Source organism: uncultured Microbacterium sp., from assembly GCF_913776565.1.
Lineage (GTDB): Bacteria > Actinomycetota > Actinomycetes > Actinomycetales > Microbacteriaceae > Microbacterium.
This window is the reverse complement of record NZ_CAJYPF010000114.1, coordinates 1-15,823: the sequence shown is the minus strand read 5'-3', so window position 1 is coordinate 15,823 and position 15,823 is coordinate 1. Positions and strand designations below refer to the sequence as shown.

The following is a 15,823-nucleotide window of genomic DNA, read 5'->3' as shown; positions in this document are numbered from 1 at the left end:
ACGAGCAGGGGCCGATCGCCCAGGGCGCGCAGGCGGTCGTCGAGGTCGGTGCCGACGAAGGAGTTGGGCGCGTGCTTGACGATCACGGTCTCGTCCGCGGCCGGAGCGACGCGGGGGTCGATCTCGGCACCGTCGGTGCCCCCCTCGAGGAAGCCGCCGCCGGCCGGGCTCTCGTGACGCACGTGGATCACGGGCGCACCCTGTTCACGATGGCGAGCGAGCACGCTCGCGGCGGCGTCGGCCGCGGCATCCGGTTCGACGAGCGGATGCCGACCCCCGGGGAAGTAGTCGCGTTGGATGTCGATGATCACGAGCACGGGTTGCATGTCCTCGAGTCTGGACCCCGGTCGAACGCGACCGCGAGGGGTTGCCCGCGGGCGACCCCTCAGCTGCGCAGGTGCGAGGCGCCGTTGATGTCGAGGATCGCCCCCGACGCCCACTGCGAGCGGGGCGAACTGAGGTACACCACGGCATCCGCCACCTCTTCGGGTGTCGCGACGCGACCGAAGGGACTCTGATCCCGGATGCCGTCCCCCTCGGGCCCGGTGAGCTTCTGCTGCTGGCGGTCGGTGCCGACGAACCCCGGCGCGACGCTCGTCACGGCGATGCCGTGCGGGGCGAGCGCGATCGCGAGGGACTGCCCCATCGCGTGCAGGCCGGCCTTGGCGGCGCCGTACGCGGGGAATTCGGGCTCTCCGCGGAAGGCGCCGCGCGAGCCGACGTTCACGATCGATCCTGGCGACCCGCGGTCGATGAGGGAGCGCGCGACGAGGAACGTCATGTTCGCGGGGGCGCGCAGGTCGACGTCGACCATCCGCTCCCACGTGCGGTGCCACGTCTCGTAATCGGCGGTCGCGATGGGGTGCGAGGTCTCGGCGTTCGGCGCGATGGCCGCGTTGTTGACCAGCACGTCGATGCGACCGAGCGCCGCCAGCGCCTCGTCCACCACGCGCTCCGCCACCGCCGGGTCGGACAGGTCGCCGCCGATCAGGACGTGACCATCGCCGTGCAGCAGCGCGAGGGTCTCTTCGGCGGCGGAACGGTCGGAGCCGTAGTGCACGGCGACGCGGTCGCCCCGCGCGCTCAACGCGACGGCGATCGCGCGCCCGATTCCGCGCGAGGCGCCGGTGACGAGGGAAGACAGCATGAGTCCATCTTCGTCGGCGCGGCGACCCCGGGGGTCGAGCGTCCGGGCGACGCCGCGAAACGGCGGGCCGCCCGGACTGACCGGGGCTCACGCAGCGGGGCGATGAACCGGTCGCGTCCGCTGCGGAGCACCCACGCTAGGCCGCGGTGCGCCGACGGGGATGGGCTTGACGAGCTCCCCCCGCCGGTGCGGGGGGGGTCAGGCGCGGGTGAATCCGTCGAGGTCGGGATCCCAGAAGGCGTCCGGGTTGTCGGTGTCGATCGTCTGCTCGTGGGCCACGGCGGGCGCCTGCGGGAAACGCTTGTGCTGACGCAGCTCTTCGGCCGCCCAGCCGAAGTCGGGCTCGTCGCCCGTCCAGTCGTCGGCCGGGGCGCTGAGCACGTCGTTGCCGACGCCGATGACCAGTTCGGCCTCTTCGGTCTCTCCGGTGGGGGTGACGATCGGGATGCTGACCGCCTCGGCCTGGCCGTCGGCGGCGATGGAGGCGGTGAGCTGCACGAGCGCCTCCGCCACGTCATCGGTCGTGGTCACGGTCTCGCCGGCGTAGGTCACACATCTCATGGACTCAGCCTGGGGGGTGCGCGTCCGCGGGAGGGGCCGCTTGCCCCGGGGGTCGCACTCCGGTACGGCGCACGCTCGCGGAGGTCGTCGGTCGGCGCGGCCCGGGCGCGCCGGGCGCGGGCGACAATGGGCACATGCGCACCCGGCTCCTCCGTACCGCCGTGGCGACGGCATCCCTCGTCCTCGGTCTCGCCGCGTGCTCCCCCGCCGCCCCCGACCCCGCCGTCACGACACCGCCCGCGTCGGCGGATGGTCCCGTGGTGTCGTTCTACGGCGACTCGTACACCCGCGGCACGGGTGCCAGCGCCCCCGAACGCCGATGGTCGAGCGTCATCTCGACCGAACGCGGATGGCAGGAGATCAACCGCAGCGAGAACGGTCTCGGCTTCGTCAACCGCCGCGCGTCCATGCGCGACGGCCTGGACGACATCCCCGCGCTCGTGATCGCCGACGATCCCGACATCGTCTTCGTCACAATGGGCCTGAACGACAACTTCAGCTACGACGATCGCGCCGACGCCATCCACCGCACGATCGACAGCGACCTCGACCGCCTGCGCGAGGGGCTGCCCGAGGCCCGGATCGTCGTGGTCGAGCCGTTCTGGTACACCGCCGAGCGGCCGGCGTCGGTCGACGTCATCGCGGGGTGGGTGCGCGACGCGGCGACGCGCATCGGCGCCGACCACGTCGACGGGGCCAGTCGCTGGCTCGACGGCCACTACGCGGGCTCGTCGGACAGCTGGATGGCCGACGACGGCCTGCACCCGAACGACACCGGCTACGCCGAGATGGCGCGCCGCATGGATGCCGCGCTCCGCGCCCTCGACCCACCGCTATGACGGGTGCCGAGTCCGCGTGCGCCCCGCCCACCGGACACGACTGAGAGCCCACACCCCGGTCGCCGCGACGAGCAGCAGCAGCAGGATGCCGACCACGTGCAGCACGAGCGAGGCGAGGCCGCGTTCGGGAAGCATGAAGCCGTAGGGCACCCACCCGTCGGTCGCGCCGCGCAAGAGCACGACGGCGACCCATAGCAGCGGGTACGGCAGCACCCACCACAGCCGGTTCCACGGCAGCACCGGGCGATCCGGCGCGGTGGCGAAGTCGACGACGACCAGCGCGGGGAAGACGGCGTGGAGCACGGCGCTGACCCACGGCGGCGCCGAGCCCGTCCCCGGGACCAGGCCGTTGTAGACCACGGCGACCACGATGAGGCAGGCGACCCCGACGCCCCACGCCACGGTGAGCGCCGACGGGAGGCGCCGGCCTCTCGTCGCGAGCAGCCCGATGACGATGAGCACGGCGGCAGTGAGTGCGTTCGTCTGATTCGTGAAGTACCCGAAGAAGTCGAAGGGGTTCGCATCGCGCACGGCGATCCGCAGGACGTATGCGTAGGCGATCACCGCGAGCACCGCTGACCCGCCGATGACGCGACCGCGGGCGCGCCACGGGTACGCGCTCGCGGAGGCGGGAGGGGACGGCATCCCGAGACGATATCGCCCGTGCGGCGTCACCGCACGGTGGCCTCCACCCGACGAACCGTGTCGAGAATGGCATCCGCCACCGCGTCGGGGTGGGACACGTGCGGAGAGTGACCCGATGCCACCTCCACCCGCGCGTCCGAGGACTCGGCCCACTGGCGCTGCTGGTCGGCCGGGAGTGCCTTGTCTTCGGTCGCGATGATCGTCGCGATCGTCACGTCGGGGCCGGGCGCGGCCGGAGCCGGCTGCGTGAAGGACTCCACGCTCTGCCACTGCACCCGCGGAAGCGCCTTCTCGACGACGGCGGGATGGACGCCGGAGTAGATGGTCTTGGCGATGTCGCCGATCTTCACGCCGCGTCCGTCGGCCGATCGCTCGTAGCCCGGCGGGAACTCGCCGCCCTGCGCGTCGAGCAGCGACACACCGACCGGCAGGGCGAAAGCGGCGATCATCACGAGACCCCGCACCGAATCGGTCGCGGCCGCCGCCGCCCGCGCCGGAACGCCGCCGTACGAGTGCGCCGCGAGCACCACCGGCCCCTCGACGCGGGCGACCGCGGAGCGGATGGCATCCACATCGTCCGTCAACGAGCCGATCGTGGCGGTGTCATCGGAGATGCTGGGCAGGTCGACGGTGACGGCCGTCGCCCCGCGCTCGGACAGCGCGGCCAGCAGCGGCTCGAACACCCAGGGGCCGTGCATGGCGCCGGGAATGAGGACGATCGTGGTCATCGTGCATCTTCTTTCTCGCGAAGGGCCGTGCCCGCGAGCGTGCGGGCACGGAACCAGACGGTCAATTCGCGCACGGCGCGGATGATCGCGTCGTCGTCGTCGCTCTCGAGGTCGTCGAAGGTGTCGCGGAACCCCTCGGGCGCCGGGGTGGTGGGGACGCCGATCGGCTCGTACCCCATCGTCCACTCGGTGAAACGGCGCTCGTCGATCCGTTCGGACAGGAGGACGCGCACGTCGGAGTGACGATCGTCTCGACGGATGGCATCCATCAGGTGCTCCACCGCGTCCTGCGGTCCCTCGAGCACCTGGAAGAACCGACCCCGCCGGTACAGCAGCATGCCGGTGAGGTCGTGGGCGTGGTTGGAGCGGCGGCTCTGCGTCAGCAGGTCGGCCAGACGCTCGTCGTCGAACGGTGCGGTCGCGGTGCTGACGTACGAGACCGACACCAGCGGCGCGCTCACGACACCGCTCCACGCCCGAGGGCGCGCGGCGCGGGCACCCGCACCTGCTCGAGGGTGATCTCGTCCTCTTGGGCCGGCTGGCCGTTGGTGACGGCCGCCATGGCGGCGGTGAGGGCGGCGAATCGGCCCACCACGCGGGACGTGCCGTCGTAGGCGAGGAACCCGCCGTCGGGCTGCCGGTCGATGTACCCGAGGAACACGCCCTTGCGGCTGCCCACGTGGAAACCCTCTTCGACGCGGGCCCACACGACTCCTGCGCCGGGGCGGTCGGTAGACATCACGGTCGCCGCTCCTTCTGCCCGTGGTCGATCGGGCATGAGCGAACGTACCCGCGACCCCCGACACCGGACCGCCCTTGACAGATCGCGCAGAGGAAGGCACTCGAACGCAGCGTTCCGCTCAGAACGCAGCCGTGTGTCAGCCGATCGCGGCGCGAAGCTGCGCGGCGTCGTCCGTGCCGGTCGCCTCGACGACGAGTCCGTGCTCCACCCGGTACATCGCGAACGAGGCGATGTTGACCCGCCGGCGCGTCGCAGGCACATGCGCGAACGGGCCGGTGTGGGTCCCGCTCCCGCGCAGGTGCACCGCGATGCGGTCGTCCTCGACCAGCAGCTGGATGCGCTTGTACTGCCAGTCGGGGAACCCGTGCAGCAGTTCGGCGTAATCCGCGATCCACGCCGCGGCACCGGCGGGAAGGTGCGCCCTGCGGACCGCGGGGTGCACGAACGAGCGGACCGCCTCGACATCGTGCCGGTTCAGGGCGTCGAGGAACTCCCCGAACCACTCACGCGTCTCCCAGGGCTCCATCCCCTCATTATCGCCACCGCCCCCGTCGACACCTGAGTCGCCAGAAAAGGTCGCTCGCACGGAGCCGAAGCGACGCTTTCTGGCACCTCGCGCGAGGAGAGGGGGCGGGAGGCCTCAGGTGACGGGGGCGTCGAGCGACTCCGCCAGACGACGGGCCCCGCGCACCGCGATCGCGACGCTCGTGAGCGTCGGGTTCATCGTGTTCGCCGTGGGGATGAGCGCGTTGCCGCCCACCACGAGGTTTTCGAACCCCCACACGCGCGAGAAGGGATCGGCGACCGACGTCGCGGGGTCGGTGCCCGCGCGCATCGTCCCCATGAAGTGCAGGCTCGAGCCGTTGGGCAGAAGCCGGGGCTCGGCGATGAACGTGCCCAGGGCCTGGCCGGCGCGGCGCAGACGCGCGATGGCCTCGGCGATCTCGGCGTTCTCGCGCTCGGTGAGGGCGTACTCGATCGTGAAGTTCGGCATGCCGCGGTAGTCGAGCTCGTCGTCGCTGAAGACGGCGCCGTCCTCGACGCGGGGGAACTTGCGCGTGCCGAAGCCCATGTTGACGTACCCCCACCGGTTGTCGGCCGCGGGGTGGTCGACGGGGAGGGGGAACGGCGGCGTCTCGGCGTACATGATCTGCGCCGAGTAGGGGTGGTCGGGCTCGGAGAACGGGATGCGGTTGACCGCGGCGACCGGGTCGGCCGGGTTCGTGGCGCGGCGGGCGAGCTCGGCCTCTAGCTCGTCCTCCGAGACGAGCGCGCTCATGCGCTCGGCGTCCAGCGCGACCGTGCTGATGACGACGTGATGCTCGGTCAGGTACCGACCGAGGGGCGCGGGACGGATGCCGGAGGCCCAGAGCAGCTGCGGAGAGCGGAAGGCGTCGGCGGCGACCACGACGGCATCCGCTTCGACGAACGCCTCTTCGCGGGTGCGCAGGTCCTCGACGACCACGCCCCGCACGTGTGCGCCGTCGTGCTCGAGGCGGCGTACCAGGGTGAGATCGCGCAGCTCGAACCGCGCGGCGGTGTCGGTGCCCGGCTCGATGAGGGGTCCGAGCACGGTGTCGGCCCCGGCCCAGCGCATGGTGCCGTCGGGCTGCGGGTCGCCCGCGACCGGCAGCGTGCTCACGCCGTAGCCCTCGGGCAGCTCGTCGGCGAACTCCCGGTCGAGCAGGGTGCGGATGGCCGCGCCGACGGGCGAGTCCGAGAACGCCGCGCTCTGCTTGTGCAGCAGGCCCTCGGCGGTCGAAACGAGGTCCTCCCACTCGTCGTCGCCGATGAAGTCGAGCTTCTCGCTGAACGCCGGTCGGGGGATCGCGCAGGTCCAGTGCGCTCCCTGCCCGCCGACGTTCGTCGCGGCCGCGGCGGCGGGGAAGTCCGCCGCGTGCGCGGAGCCCTCGCCGCCGAAGTCCAGCAGGTGCGTCCCCCCGCGCGCGGTGAACATGCCCTCCACGACCGCCCCGGCCAGGATGCCGAGGGAGTCGCGGTACTGCCCAGCCTGAGGCCCCTGCGACATCTCGCGGGCGCGCGCCTTCTCGTCGGGGTCGGTGAGGTTGCGCACGCTCTCGCCCGGACGAGGGGTCACCTGGGGTCCGGCCTCGAACATGATCACGCGGGCCTCGGGCAGCGCTTCGAGCAGCAGCCGGGCGTAGGTCGAGCCGATGGGTCCACTGCCGACGACGGCGATGGTGGGGGCGACGGTCATGGTCTCTCCTTCGAGGGGCGTTCAGGCGCTCTGGCGAGCGCGGACGGATGCCGCGGGCGCGGGCGTCTCGTCCGAGAGACGCGCGGCGGGCAGCAGCAGCGCGATCGCGACGCCGCAGGCGTACACCACGGCGAGGCCGAGGAAGACGGGCGCGAAGGCGTCGTGGTAGACCGTGCCGATCTGCTCCTGCACGGCCGGCGTCGCCGCTCGAGCCGCGCCGGGCGTGAGGGTCGCGGCATCCACTCCCGCGGGAAGACCCGCGGCCACCGCGACGCCGATGATCCCGCCGACCACCGCGGTGCCGACGGCGGCCCCGATCTGCCGGACGAGGTTGGTCGTCGCGGTGACCGCCCCGAGGTCGTCGCGCGAGGCGGCGCTCTGCACGACCGCGAAGATGAGGTTCGTGAAGGCCCCCGTGCCGATGCCGACCGCGGCCATCACGATCATCGGCACCCACAGCGGCATCCCCGCCGGAAGCAGGCCCATCGCGGTCAGCCCCAGGGCGGCGAGCGCGGTGCCCGCCACGGGGTACGGGCGGTAGCGACCCGAGCGGCTGACGAGCCACCCGGTCAGCAGGCTGCTGACGAGCATGCCGAGCACGGTCGCGATCGGCACGAGGCCCGACACCGTCGCGGTGGTGCGATACGCCATCTGCACGTACGTCGGCACGTAGGCGACCACCGAGAACAGTCCCGCCCCCACGACGAGCGAGAGCCCGAGGCAGACCAGGATCGTGCGGTCGCGCAGGATCCTCGGGGGCAGGATCGGGGCGGCCGCGCGACGCTCGATCGCGACGAGGGCCAGGATGCCGACGACCGCCGCCGCGGCGCACGCGATCGCCGCGGGGCGCAGCGCGTCGTCGCCCGCCCACGTGACCGCGAGGATCAGTGCCAGGAGCGAGCCGGTGAAGACGAGCGAGCCCGGCACGTCGAACCGCGGGTGCGCTCCGCCGGGGAGCTTCGGCACCGCCGCGACGACGAGCACGAGGGCGACGAGGCCCACGGGCAGGTTGATCCAGAACACCCAGGGCCAGCTCGCGTAGTCGGTGATGACGCCGCCGACGACCGGCCCGACGACGATCGCGACGGGGAAGGCCGCGCCGATGACCGCCATGTAGCGCGGACGCTGACGCGGGCTGGTCACGCGGGCGATGATCGTCTGCGACATCAGCTGGAGTCCGGCCGAGCCGAGCCCCTGCACGACGCGGGCGGCGATGAGCCACCCGAGGTCGGGCGCGAATCCGCACGCGAGCGAGGCGGCGAGGAAGAGCACGAGCGAGACGAGGAACACCCGGCGGGGACCGACGACGTCGCCGAGCTTGCCGAGGACGGGCAGCATCACGGTGGCGGCGAGGGTGTAGCCGACCATGATCCAGCTCATGTGGGCGAGGGCGCCGAGGTCGCCGGCGATCGTGGCGAGCGAGGTCGAGACGATCGTGTGGTCGAGGGCACCGAGGAACGAGACCGCCAGCAGGGCGGCGACGAGCACGCGCAGGCGCGCGGGGGAGAGAGTCATGCGTGGGGCGCCCGTACGACCGGGCGATCGACGCGACCGTGTGTGCCGCTCCGGCTCCCTCACCGGGCGAACGGACCCCTGGGGCCCCGACGTCACGTCCAGCATACCCGACTTATGTCGATTTTCAACATTAGCGGAGCGCATCCGCGAGGACGGTCGCCGCGCCCGACAGCGCCTGTCCGCCGTCGACGCCGATCTCGGCGCCGGTGATGAAGGCCGCGGCATCCGACAGCAGAAAAGCCACGATGCCCGCGACCTCGTCGACCTCGCCCAGGCGGTGCAGCGGGATGATCGCGGTGTTCGCCCGCGCGAACGCGTCCGGCGCCGACGCCGTCATCGGCGTGCGGATGAACCCGGGGTGCACGAGATTGACCCGGATGCCGCGGGGCCCGAGCTCGGTGACGCACGCGTGCGTGAGCCCCCGCAGCGCCCACTTGCTCGCGGTGTACGCCGCCGTGTAGTGCCCCGTGAGCCCCGCGACCGAACCGATGTTGACGATCGACGACCCGGCATCCATCAGCGGCAGCAGAGCCTGGATGCCGAGCATCGCCCCCGTGACATTGACGGCGAACACGCGATCCCAGTCCTCTCGCGCGAGATCGCCGATGCGCGCGCGGTGGGTGATGCCGGCGTTGTTGACGAGCCCGCGCACGCGGCGGCCGTCGAGCGACGCGGCGAGCGCGGCCCAGTCCCGCTCGCTCGCGACGTCGAGGCGGCGGTACGAGATCGCGCCCTCTCCGGCGAGCGCCGGAGCCTCGTCGGCCAGGTCGACCGCGACCACCTCGGCGCCCGCGCGGGCGAGGGCCAGCGCCTCCTCGGCGCCCTGTCCCCCGGCGGCGCCGGTCACGACGAACAGGTGCCCCGCGAGGTCCGGCAGGCCCGGCGCGCTCATCGCCCGGCCGCGACGCCCGTCGCGTCGGCCCGCTCGCGCGCCCGCGACCGCACCCGCGCGCGCGGCACGGGCGGCGCCGGCACCCGCTCGCCGACCACGTTGACGATCTCGCCGACGCCCTCGATGACCAGGCGCACCTCGTCGCCGGGTTCGAGCGGGCGCGGGTCGAGACCGCCCCGGCGGCCCCACAGCTCGCCGAGGCAGCCGCCGTTTCCGACCGTGCCCGAGCCGAGCACGTCGCCGGGCACGACGACGGAGTTCCGCGCGGCGTACATCACCAGCTCGGGGAACGGCCAGCCCATGTTCGACACGAGGTCGTGGCCGATCAGCTCCCCGTTGACGAAGAGCTCGGCCCGCACGGCGAGGAAGCCCTCGTCATCCAGGAACGGCTCGAGCTCGTCGGCCGTGACGATCCACGGGCCGAGGGTCATCGCGAAGTCCTTGCCCTTGGCCGGACCCAGCCGCACCTTCATCTCGCGCGACTGCAGGTCGCGGGCCGACCAGTCGTTCATCACGGTGTAGCCGAAGATGTGCCGCGCCGCGGTCGCGGCATCCACGCTCTCTCCGTCCGAGCCCGGCGCGGCGCCGATGACGGCCGCGAGCTCGAGCTCGACGTCGAGGCGCTGCGTCTCGGGGATCTCGACGACCTCGCCCGTCGCCCGCACGGTGTGCGGGTTGGTGAAGTAGAACGTCGGCGCCTCGTACCACTCGGGCACGACCTCGCTCTTGCCGTCGACCGAGGCGCTCACGCCCTCGACGTGCTCCTCAAAGGCGACGAAGTCGCGGATCGACGCGGGCACGAGCGGAGCGAGCAGACGCACCTCGGCGAGGGGTCGCGCGAGCGCGCCGTCACGACGTGCGAACAGCGCGTGCGCCGCCTCGAGACCCTGCGCGAGCACCTCGGCCACGCGCAGCCCGTCGGGGAACGGCACGACCGCGTCACCGTCGACGAAGCCCTCCCCGACGTCGGCGCCATCGGCCCACCGCGCGATCCTCATGCGTGCACCCGCGTGCGCAGCAGCTCGTCGGCGTTGCGGCCCAGGATGCCGTCGACCTCCGCCGCGGCCAGTCCCGCGCCCCGCACGAAGCCGACGGGATCGTCGAGCCCCATGTCGAACGGGAAGTCGCTGCCCAGCAGCACCCGGTCGGCCCCGGCCGCCTCGACGAGCCAGCGCAGCGCCCGCTCGTCGTGCACGACGGTGTCGAACCACAGCTTCGACAGGTACGTCGAGGGGGCGTGCGCGCAGCCGTGCGCCTCGGGGCGCACCTTCCACGCGCGGTCGGAGCGGCCGATCGCGGTGGGGAGGTATCCCCCGCCGTGCGCGGCGACGAGACGGAGTCCCGGATGCCGATCCAGCACGCCCGCGAAGATGAGGTGCGAGAGCGCCACGGCGTTCTCGGTGGGCTGGCCGACCGTGTTCGAGAGGTAGAACCGGTCGAGGCGCTCGTCGAGCGAGCAACCGAAGGGGTGGAGGAAGACGACCGCGCGCAGCTCGGCGGCGCGCGCCCAGAACGCCTCGAGGCGGTCGTCGCTGAGCTCGACGTCTCCCGCGAATGACGAGATCTCCACGCCCGCGAGCCCGCGACCGAGCACGGCGTCGTCGAGGGCGTCGACGACGAGGTGCGGGTGCTGCAGCGGCACGGTGCCCAGGCCCACGAGCCGGTCGGGCGCCTGCGCGACGTGCTCGGCGATGAGGCGGTTGGCCTCCCCCGTCGTCCAGGTCGCCAGCCCCTCGTTCGCCCACGGGTAGAAGTGGTTCGGCGAGGGGCTCACCCACTGCCGCTCGACCCCCTGCGCGTCCATCGCGGCCAGGCGCGCGTCGACCGAGGTCAGGCGCGGGAAGCGCTCGCCGATCATGCGCCCCGAGGCCTGGATGCTCGCCAGGCCGTTGCGGCGCAGCTCGAGGTCGGCCGCGGCCTGCACCTCGTCGGGCACACGGCGTTCGACCTCGGCGTGCAGCCCCGGCATGAGCAGGTGCGCGTGGACGTCGGTGACGCCCCGCCCCTCGACCGCGCTCATGCGCGGGCCGCCGTCAGCTGCGCGACACCGAACAGCAGACCGCCCATGTCAGCGTCGCGGACGCCGTCGAGCTGCCACTGGCCGAGCTGCACCGAGGCCTCGACGATCGCCTTCGCCCGCGCCACGCGGCGCTCGTGGAAGGCGTCCCAGAGCGCCTGGTCGACGGCATCCCGCTGCACGAGGAGCTCGCTGAGCACGGCGGCGTCCTCCAGCCCCTGGGCCGCGCCCTGCGCGATCGTCGGCGGGCAGCTGTGGGCGGCGTCGCCGATGATCACGACGCGCCCGCGGTTCCACGGCGCGTCGACGAGGTGGCGGGTGAACCACGTGTAGTTGGCGTCGGCCCCGGCCTCGATGTCGGCGCGGATGTGGTTCCACGGCCCGTCGTACGCGCGGGACTGCTCCACCATGATGCGCCGCGCCTCCTCGGGCGTGGCCTGCGAGCGGTCCTGCGCGGCCTCGACGAGGAAGGCGTACATCGTGTCGTCGCCGGTGGGCGTGTAGCCGGCGATGTACATCGGACCGCCGTAGTAGAGCTCGCTGCGGTCGACGTCGGGCGGCAGCGACACGAAGGTGCGCCAGATGCCCATGCCCGTCTGCTCGGGGGAGACGTGGATGCCGATCAGCTCGCGCACCGCGGAGTGCAGGCCGTCGGCGCCGACGAGCAGGTCGAACGTTCCCGCGGGTTCCCCGTCGACCTCCACGGCGACCGCGTCGTCGGTCTGCGAGACGCCGGTGACGCGCGTGCCGAAGTGCACGCGGGCGCCGTGGTGCTCGGCGGCGGCGAGGAGGATGCGGGCCAGGTCGGGGCGCGACATCCCCATCGTGGAGGGGTAGTCGGGGCCGCCGGTCTTGAGGTCGGGAAGGGCTGCGACGACGGGCGCGCCGGGTCCGGGCGCGCGCAGGTTGAGCCCTTCGAAGGCGTTGCCCGCGGCCGAAACCTCGTCCCAGACGCCGAGCTCGTCGAAGACGCGCAGGGCGTTGCCCTGCAGGGTGATACCCGATCCGCGCGTCGACAGCGCGGGCTGGGCGTCGTAGAGGTCGACCTCGACACCGGCCTTCGCGAGGAAGATGGCGGTGGCCAGGCCCGCGACGCCGGCTCCGGCGATCGCGACTTTCTGAACGGCGGTCATGTCAGAACCTCTCTGTTCTGGGACGGGGGGGTTAGAGGAGGGCCAGCGGGTTCACCGGCGACCCGACTGCTCCGGTGATCGGCAGCGGGGGAGCCGCCAGCAGGAACTCCCAGCGTGACGCCTCGGCGCACGCCGACGCGAGCTCGTCGAGGTTCCACATCTCGCCGATCGTCAGTCCCAGGTTCGGGATGACGACCTGGTGCAGGGGCTGGAACGCCGGCACGTCGAACTCGTTCGGCCGCACCTCGAACCCCCACGTGTCGGTGGCGATCGCCGCGATCTCGGTGCGGTGCAGCCACCCGGCGGTGGTGAGCGAGAGGCCGGGCGCGGGGCCCCCGGCGTAGTCGCCCCACCCCTCGCGACGGGCACGGGTGTAGTGGCCGGTGCGCACGAGCACGATGTCGCCGCGGCGCACCTCGACGTCCTCGGCGGCGGCGCACGCCTCGAGGTCGGCGACGGTGATCGCGTGGCCGTCGGCGAGCTCCCCCGTCTCGGGCGAGAGGTGCCGGGCCACGTCGAGGAGCACCCCGCGCGAGACGATGACGGATGCCGCGTGCTCGATGCCCGTGACCAGGTCGCCGTCGCTGGTGACGACGTCGCCCGCCCGGCGGCCGTTCCACGCGAAGCCGTGGTCGAAGATGTGACCGAGACCGTCCCACTGCGTCGAGCACTGCAGGGGCATCGCGATGACGTCGTCAGCGCCGCCGATGCCGTGCGGGAAGCCCTGGTTGCCGCGCTCGGCGTCGGTGCCCGTGTCGGTCATCGTGTGCACGGGGTTGGTGCGGCGGCGCCAGCCCTTCTGCGGACCGTCTGTGTCGAACGGCTGCGACAGCGAGATCGAGCGCCCCTCTCGCACGAGGGCCGCGGCCGCCCGGCGGATGTCGTCGTCGATGAAGTTGAGCGTGCCGAGCACGTCGTCGTCGCCCCACCGCCCCCAATTGCGGTAGGCCTCGGCGCGCAGCGCGATCTCGGCCTCGGGGTTCTGCCGGTCGAGGTCGGCCGGGTTCTCCGACGGGAGCTGCGCCGGAGCGTCGAGCCCCTGAGCCGCAGCGTCGGGGCCCTGAGCCGCAGCGTCGGGACCCTGAGCCGCAGCGTCGGGACCCTGAGCCTGTCTAAGGGTCACGATCCCGCCTCCCCCACGCACCGCACGACCTGCGTGCCGAGCGCGCCGATGGTCCCGGTCATGACGTCGCCGTCGCGGAGGAACCTCTTCCAGTGCTGCCCGTTGCCGGCGGGGCTGCCCGTCAGCAGCAGGTCGCCGGGCAGCAGGGGGTGGGTCTGCGACGCCGCCGAGACGAGGGCGGGAACGTCGAAGAGGAGGTCGGAGGTGTTGGCATCCTGCATCACCTGCCCGTTCAGCTCGAGGCGCACCGCGGTGTCGGCGGGGTCGACGAAGCGCGCGGGCACGAGGAGGGGACCGGTCGGCAGGAACCCGGGGGCGTTCTTCGCCCGGTACCAGTCGGTGCCGATCTCCTTCATGTCCTTGCGGAAGACGAGGTCGCGCGTCGTGATGTCGTTGACGATCGTGTACCCCGCGACGTAGTCGAGGGCGTCTTCGCGCGAGACCCGGAAGGCCTCTTTGCCGATCACCACGGCGAGCTCGAGCTCCCAGTCGTGCACCTCGCTGGAGGCGGGGAGCACGAGCGGCACGTCGTCGCCGACGACGCACGCGGCGAGCCCGATGAAGAAGTACGGCTCACCGCTGCGCGCGCGCTCGTCCATCATCTCGGCGGCGAAGGCGTGCGCCTCCTCGGGCGTGCGATCGGTGTTCTGCGTCAGTCCCGCCGCCACGAGCTGGATGACGTGCTCGCGGTAGTTGGCGCCGGTCTGCAGCACCTGGCGGGGTTCGACGGGCGCCGTGAGGGTGACATCCGAGAGCGGATGCCACTCCCCCGGCGCCTCTTCTCGCCCGGAGGCCAGGGCGTCGAGGCGATCCCAGTCGGGGTCGGCGAGGAAGGCGTTCAGACCGCCGCCCAGCTCGTCGTCGGTGAGAGCGCGGATGCGGTCGCCGGCCACGAGGCCGATGCGCACGGCATCCCCTTCTCGGAAACGGGCGAGGGCGAATGGTGCCGTCGTCATGGTGGTGCTCACTTTCCCCGACCGGGATCTTCGCTCAGCCCCGGCCCTCGACGGCGTAGGGGTTCAGCAGGGCGTCCTTGATCTCGTCGGGCACGCCCTCTTCGGTGGCGCTGGGGCCGTCGGCGGGCGGGAACGACTCGGTCATCGACATCGGCATGCGGCCGTTGCGGTAGAAGTTGTTCGATCCCTGCGAGGGCTTCCAGGTGTTGGCCTCCCAGTCGGGCACGTAGTTGCGGTACCCGCCGGTATTGAGCTCGATGCGCAGCGTCGAGGGCTCGCGGTAGTAGAGGAAGGTCTGCTCGCCGATGCCGTGGATGTTGGGGCCGTACTCGATCGGGACGCCGTTCTCCATGAGGGTGTCGGCGGCGATGAGGAGCTCTTCGCGGGTGTCGACCCAGAAGGCGTAGTGGTTGATGCGGCCGGCGCGGCTCGATCCGTCGAGCACGACGCCGAGGTCGTGCGACTTCTCGTTCGTCGTGAGGACCGAGAACACCGAGATCGGCGCCTCGTCGAGCACGGTGCGCGCCATGAAGCGGAAGCCGAGCGTGTCGACGTACCACTGCACGAACGCGTCGACGTCCTGCGTGGCGACCGTGACGTGGTCGAGCTGACGCGGGGCGCCCGCGACGGGGCTGCGCTTCTCGGGACGGTCGGGGAAGATCGACGCGGTGTGCGGCTCGGCACGGTGGCGCTCGACGTCCCAGTGCAGGGTCATGTTGTGGCCGAACGGGCCGGTGAAGCGGAACGCCCGGCCGATGCCGCGGCCCTCGAACCACTCGCCCTCGATGCCGGCGGCCTGCACGCGCTTCGCGGCTTCGTCCAGCGCCTCGGCCGACGAGGTGCGCCAGGCCATGGTCTCGAGCGCGGGCTCGTCTCCGTGCGCGACGACGACGGAGTAGGCGTAGTAGTCGCCCCAGCAGCGGAGGTAGACGCGGCCGTCCTCGCGGGCGACCTCGGTCAGACCGACCTGGTTGACGTAGAAGTCCACCGACGCCTCGACATCCGGAGTCGTGATCGCGACGAACGACAGATGAGAGAGAAGCTTGATCATCTTCGATCCTTTCGGTGAATCGGCTCGTTCCGACTCTTCTTCCACTATCCGACCGAAGTATGTATCAGGGAAGCCGATCCTGTGGATGCCGCGTATCGGCGTGATCGATACCGCGGCGCTGTGCCAGGCTCGGCGAGGGACCTCGTCCCCTTTCTGGCGGCGCATGTCCCAGAAGTGGTCACCTGGGCGGCATCCAACCCACCAAAAGTGGGACATTGCATCGCCGCGGCGACGTCAGGAGAGAGCGGCGGCGGCG

General features: G+C 72.2%; 18 protein-coding genes. 1 reads left to right on the top strand and 17 read right to left on the bottom strand.

What is annotated here, in order from left to right; translation table 11 throughout:
* From QZ433_RS06240 to QZ433_RS06230, 3 genes are all read right to left on the bottom strand, one after another.
* Positions 1–326 (bottom strand): isochorismatase family protein (locus tag QZ433_RS06240; protein ID WP_295780802.1); only part of this gene is annotated, 326 nt, incomplete at its 3' end.
* Positions 327–385: 59 nt separating this feature from the next.
* Positions 386–1,147, bottom strand: coding sequence for an SDR family oxidoreductase (locus tag QZ433_RS06235; RefSeq protein ID WP_295780800.1), 762 nt, complete (start codon positions 1,145–1,147; stop codon positions 386–388).
* A 198-nt stretch (positions 1,148–1,345) separates the two neighbouring features.
* Positions 1,346–1,708 (bottom strand): hypothetical protein, encoded by a 363-nt coding sequence (locus QZ433_RS06230; protein ID WP_295780798.1) that lies wholly within the window; start codon positions 1,706–1,708, stop codon positions 1,346–1,348.
* A 134-nt stretch (positions 1,709–1,842) separates the two neighbouring features.
* Between QZ433_RS06230 and QZ433_RS06225 the strand changes: the two genes are divergently transcribed.
* The gene (locus QZ433_RS06225; protein WP_295780796.1) at positions 1,843–2,547 is read left to right on the top strand and encodes an SGNH/GDSL hydrolase family protein; all 705 of its coding nucleotides are present in this window, start codon (positions 1,843–1,845) and stop codon (positions 2,545–2,547) included.
* Here QZ433_RS06225 and QZ433_RS06220 read toward each other — a convergent pair.
* The 14 genes from QZ433_RS06220 to QZ433_RS06155 all read right to left on the bottom strand — a co-directional run bounded on the left by QZ433_RS06220 (position 2,542) and on the right by QZ433_RS06155 (position 15,567).
* Positions 2,542–3,192, bottom strand: coding sequence for a Pr6Pr family membrane protein (locus QZ433_RS06220; protein ID WP_295780794.1), 651 nt, complete (start codon positions 3,190–3,192; stop codon positions 2,542–2,544). The two genes, QZ433_RS06225 and QZ433_RS06220, sit on opposite strands and share 6 nt — an antisense overlap.
* Before the next feature lie 26 nt (positions 3,193–3,218).
* Complete coding sequence (locus QZ433_RS06215) at positions 3,219–3,920, bottom strand: alpha/beta hydrolase (protein WP_295780792.1); 702 nt, start codon at positions 3,918–3,920, stop codon at positions 3,219–3,221.
* Positions 3,917–4,381 (bottom strand): BLUF domain-containing protein, encoded by a 465-nt coding sequence (locus QZ433_RS06210; protein ID WP_295780791.1) that lies wholly within the window; start codon positions 4,379–4,381, stop codon positions 3,917–3,919. The genes QZ433_RS06215 and QZ433_RS06210 overlap by 4 nt, the downstream gene beginning before the upstream one ends.
* Positions 4,378–4,659 (bottom strand): hypothetical protein, encoded by a 282-nt coding sequence (locus QZ433_RS06205; RefSeq protein WP_295780806.1) that lies wholly within the window; start codon positions 4,657–4,659, stop codon positions 4,378–4,380. The genes QZ433_RS06210 and QZ433_RS06205 overlap by 4 nt, the downstream gene beginning before the upstream one ends.
* 139 nt (positions 4,660–4,798) lie before the next feature.
* Complete coding sequence (locus tag QZ433_RS06200; protein WP_295780789.1) at positions 4,799–5,188, bottom strand: ester cyclase; 390 nt, start codon at positions 5,186–5,188, stop codon at positions 4,799–4,801.
* Between the two features lie 114 nt (positions 5,189–5,302).
* Positions 5,303–6,880, bottom strand: coding sequence for a GMC oxidoreductase (locus QZ433_RS06195; RefSeq protein WP_295780787.1), 1,578 nt, complete (start codon positions 6,878–6,880; stop codon positions 5,303–5,305).
* Between the two features lie 21 nt (positions 6,881–6,901).
* A complete protein-coding gene (locus tag QZ433_RS06190) occupies positions 6,902–8,395 on the bottom strand; it encodes an MFS transporter (RefSeq protein WP_295780786.1) in 1,494 nt (497 codons plus the stop codon).
* 130 nt (positions 8,396–8,525) lie between these two features.
* On the bottom strand, positions 8,526–9,287 hold the full coding sequence (locus QZ433_RS06185) for an SDR family oxidoreductase (RefSeq protein WP_295780784.1): 762 nt from the start codon (positions 9,285–9,287) through the stop codon (positions 8,526–8,528).
* Positions 9,284–10,285 carry a fumarylacetoacetate hydrolase family protein gene (locus QZ433_RS06180; RefSeq protein WP_295780783.1) on the bottom strand — a complete coding sequence of 334 codons (1,002 nt, stop codon included), beginning with the start codon at positions 10,283–10,285 and terminating at the stop codon, positions 9,284–9,286. The genes QZ433_RS06185 and QZ433_RS06180 overlap by 4 nt, the downstream gene beginning before the upstream one ends.
* Positions 10,282–11,307, bottom strand: coding sequence for an amidohydrolase family protein (locus QZ433_RS06175; RefSeq protein WP_295780781.1), 1,026 nt, complete (start codon positions 11,305–11,307; stop codon positions 10,282–10,284). The genes QZ433_RS06180 and QZ433_RS06175 overlap by 4 nt, the downstream gene beginning before the upstream one ends.
* Positions 11,304–12,437 carry an FAD-dependent monooxygenase gene (locus QZ433_RS06170; RefSeq protein ID WP_295780779.1) on the bottom strand — a complete coding sequence of 378 codons (1,134 nt, stop codon included), beginning with the start codon at positions 12,435–12,437 and terminating at the stop codon, positions 11,304–11,306. The genes QZ433_RS06175 and QZ433_RS06170 overlap by 4 nt, the downstream gene beginning before the upstream one ends.
* A gap of 31 nt (positions 12,438–12,468) precedes the next feature.
* Positions 12,469–13,404: a cyclase family protein gene (locus QZ433_RS06165; protein WP_295780804.1), complete on the bottom strand. Its 936-nt coding sequence runs from the start codon at positions 13,402–13,404 to the stop codon at positions 12,469–12,471.
* 152 nt (positions 13,405–13,556) lie between these two features.
* Positions 13,557–14,516 (bottom strand): fumarylacetoacetate hydrolase family protein, encoded by a 960-nt coding sequence (locus QZ433_RS06160; RefSeq protein WP_295780777.1) that lies wholly within the window; start codon positions 14,514–14,516, stop codon positions 13,557–13,559.
* 34 nt (positions 14,517–14,550) lie between these two features.
* Positions 14,551–15,567: a VOC family protein gene (locus tag QZ433_RS06155; protein ID WP_295780776.1), complete on the bottom strand. Its 1,017-nt coding sequence runs from the start codon at positions 15,565–15,567 to the stop codon at positions 14,551–14,553.
* Between the last annotated feature and the right edge of the window lie 256 nt (positions 15,568–15,823).

Excerpts from the sequence above, each read along its gene's own strand:
- QZ433_RS06215 (WP_295780792.1), bottom strand. The coding sequence starts at position 3,920 with ATGACCACGATCGTCCTCATTCCCGGCGCCATGCACGGCCCCTGGGTG.
- QZ433_RS06160 (WP_295780777.1), bottom strand. The coding sequence starts at position 14,516 with ATGACGACGGCACCATTCGCCCTCGCCCGTTTCCGAGAAGGGGATGCC.
- QZ433_RS06220 (WP_295780794.1), bottom strand. The coding sequence starts at position 3,192 with ATGCCGTCCCCTCCCGCCTCCGCGAGCGCGTACCCGTGGCGCGCCCGC.
- QZ433_RS06200 (WP_295780789.1), bottom strand. The coding sequence starts at position 5,188 with ATGGAGCCCTGGGAGACGCGTGAGTGGTTCGGGGAGTTCCTCGACGCC.
- QZ433_RS06180 (WP_295780783.1), bottom strand. The coding sequence starts at position 10,285 with ATGAGGATCGCGCGGTGGGCCGATGGCGCCGACGTCGGGGAGGGCTTC.
- QZ433_RS06230 (WP_295780798.1), bottom strand. The coding sequence starts at position 1,708 with ATGAGATGTGTGACCTACGCCGGCGAGACCGTGACCACGACCGATGAC.
- QZ433_RS06155 (WP_295780776.1), bottom strand. The coding sequence starts at position 15,567 with ATGATCAAGCTTCTCTCTCATCTGTCGTTCGTCGCGATCACGACTCCG.
- QZ433_RS06205 (WP_295780806.1), bottom strand. The coding sequence starts at position 4,659 with ATGTCTACCGACCGCCCCGGCGCAGGAGTCGTGTGGGCCCGCGTCGAA.
- QZ433_RS06170 (WP_295780779.1), bottom strand. The coding sequence starts at position 12,437 with ATGACCGCCGTTCAGAAAGTCGCGATCGCCGGAGCCGGCGTCGCGGGC.
- QZ433_RS06195 (WP_295780787.1), bottom strand. The coding sequence starts at position 6,880 with ATGACCGTCGCCCCCACCATCGCCGTCGTCGGCAGTGGACCCATCGGC.
- QZ433_RS06175 (WP_295780781.1), bottom strand. The coding sequence starts at position 11,307 with ATGAGCGCGGTCGAGGGGCGGGGCGTCACCGACGTCCACGCGCACCTG.
- QZ433_RS06190 (WP_295780786.1), bottom strand. The coding sequence starts at position 8,395 with ATGACTCTCTCCCCCGCGCGCCTGCGCGTGCTCGTCGCCGCCCTGCTG.
- QZ433_RS06225 (WP_295780796.1), top strand. The coding sequence starts at position 1,843 with ATGCGCACCCGGCTCCTCCGTACCGCCGTGGCGACGGCATCCCTCGTC.
- QZ433_RS06185 (WP_295780784.1), bottom strand. The coding sequence starts at position 9,287 with ATGAGCGCGCCGGGCCTGCCGGACCTCGCGGGGCACCTGTTCGTCGTG.
- QZ433_RS06235 (WP_295780800.1), bottom strand. The coding sequence starts at position 1,147 with ATGCTGTCTTCCCTCGTCACCGGCGCCTCGCGCGGAATCGGGCGCGCG.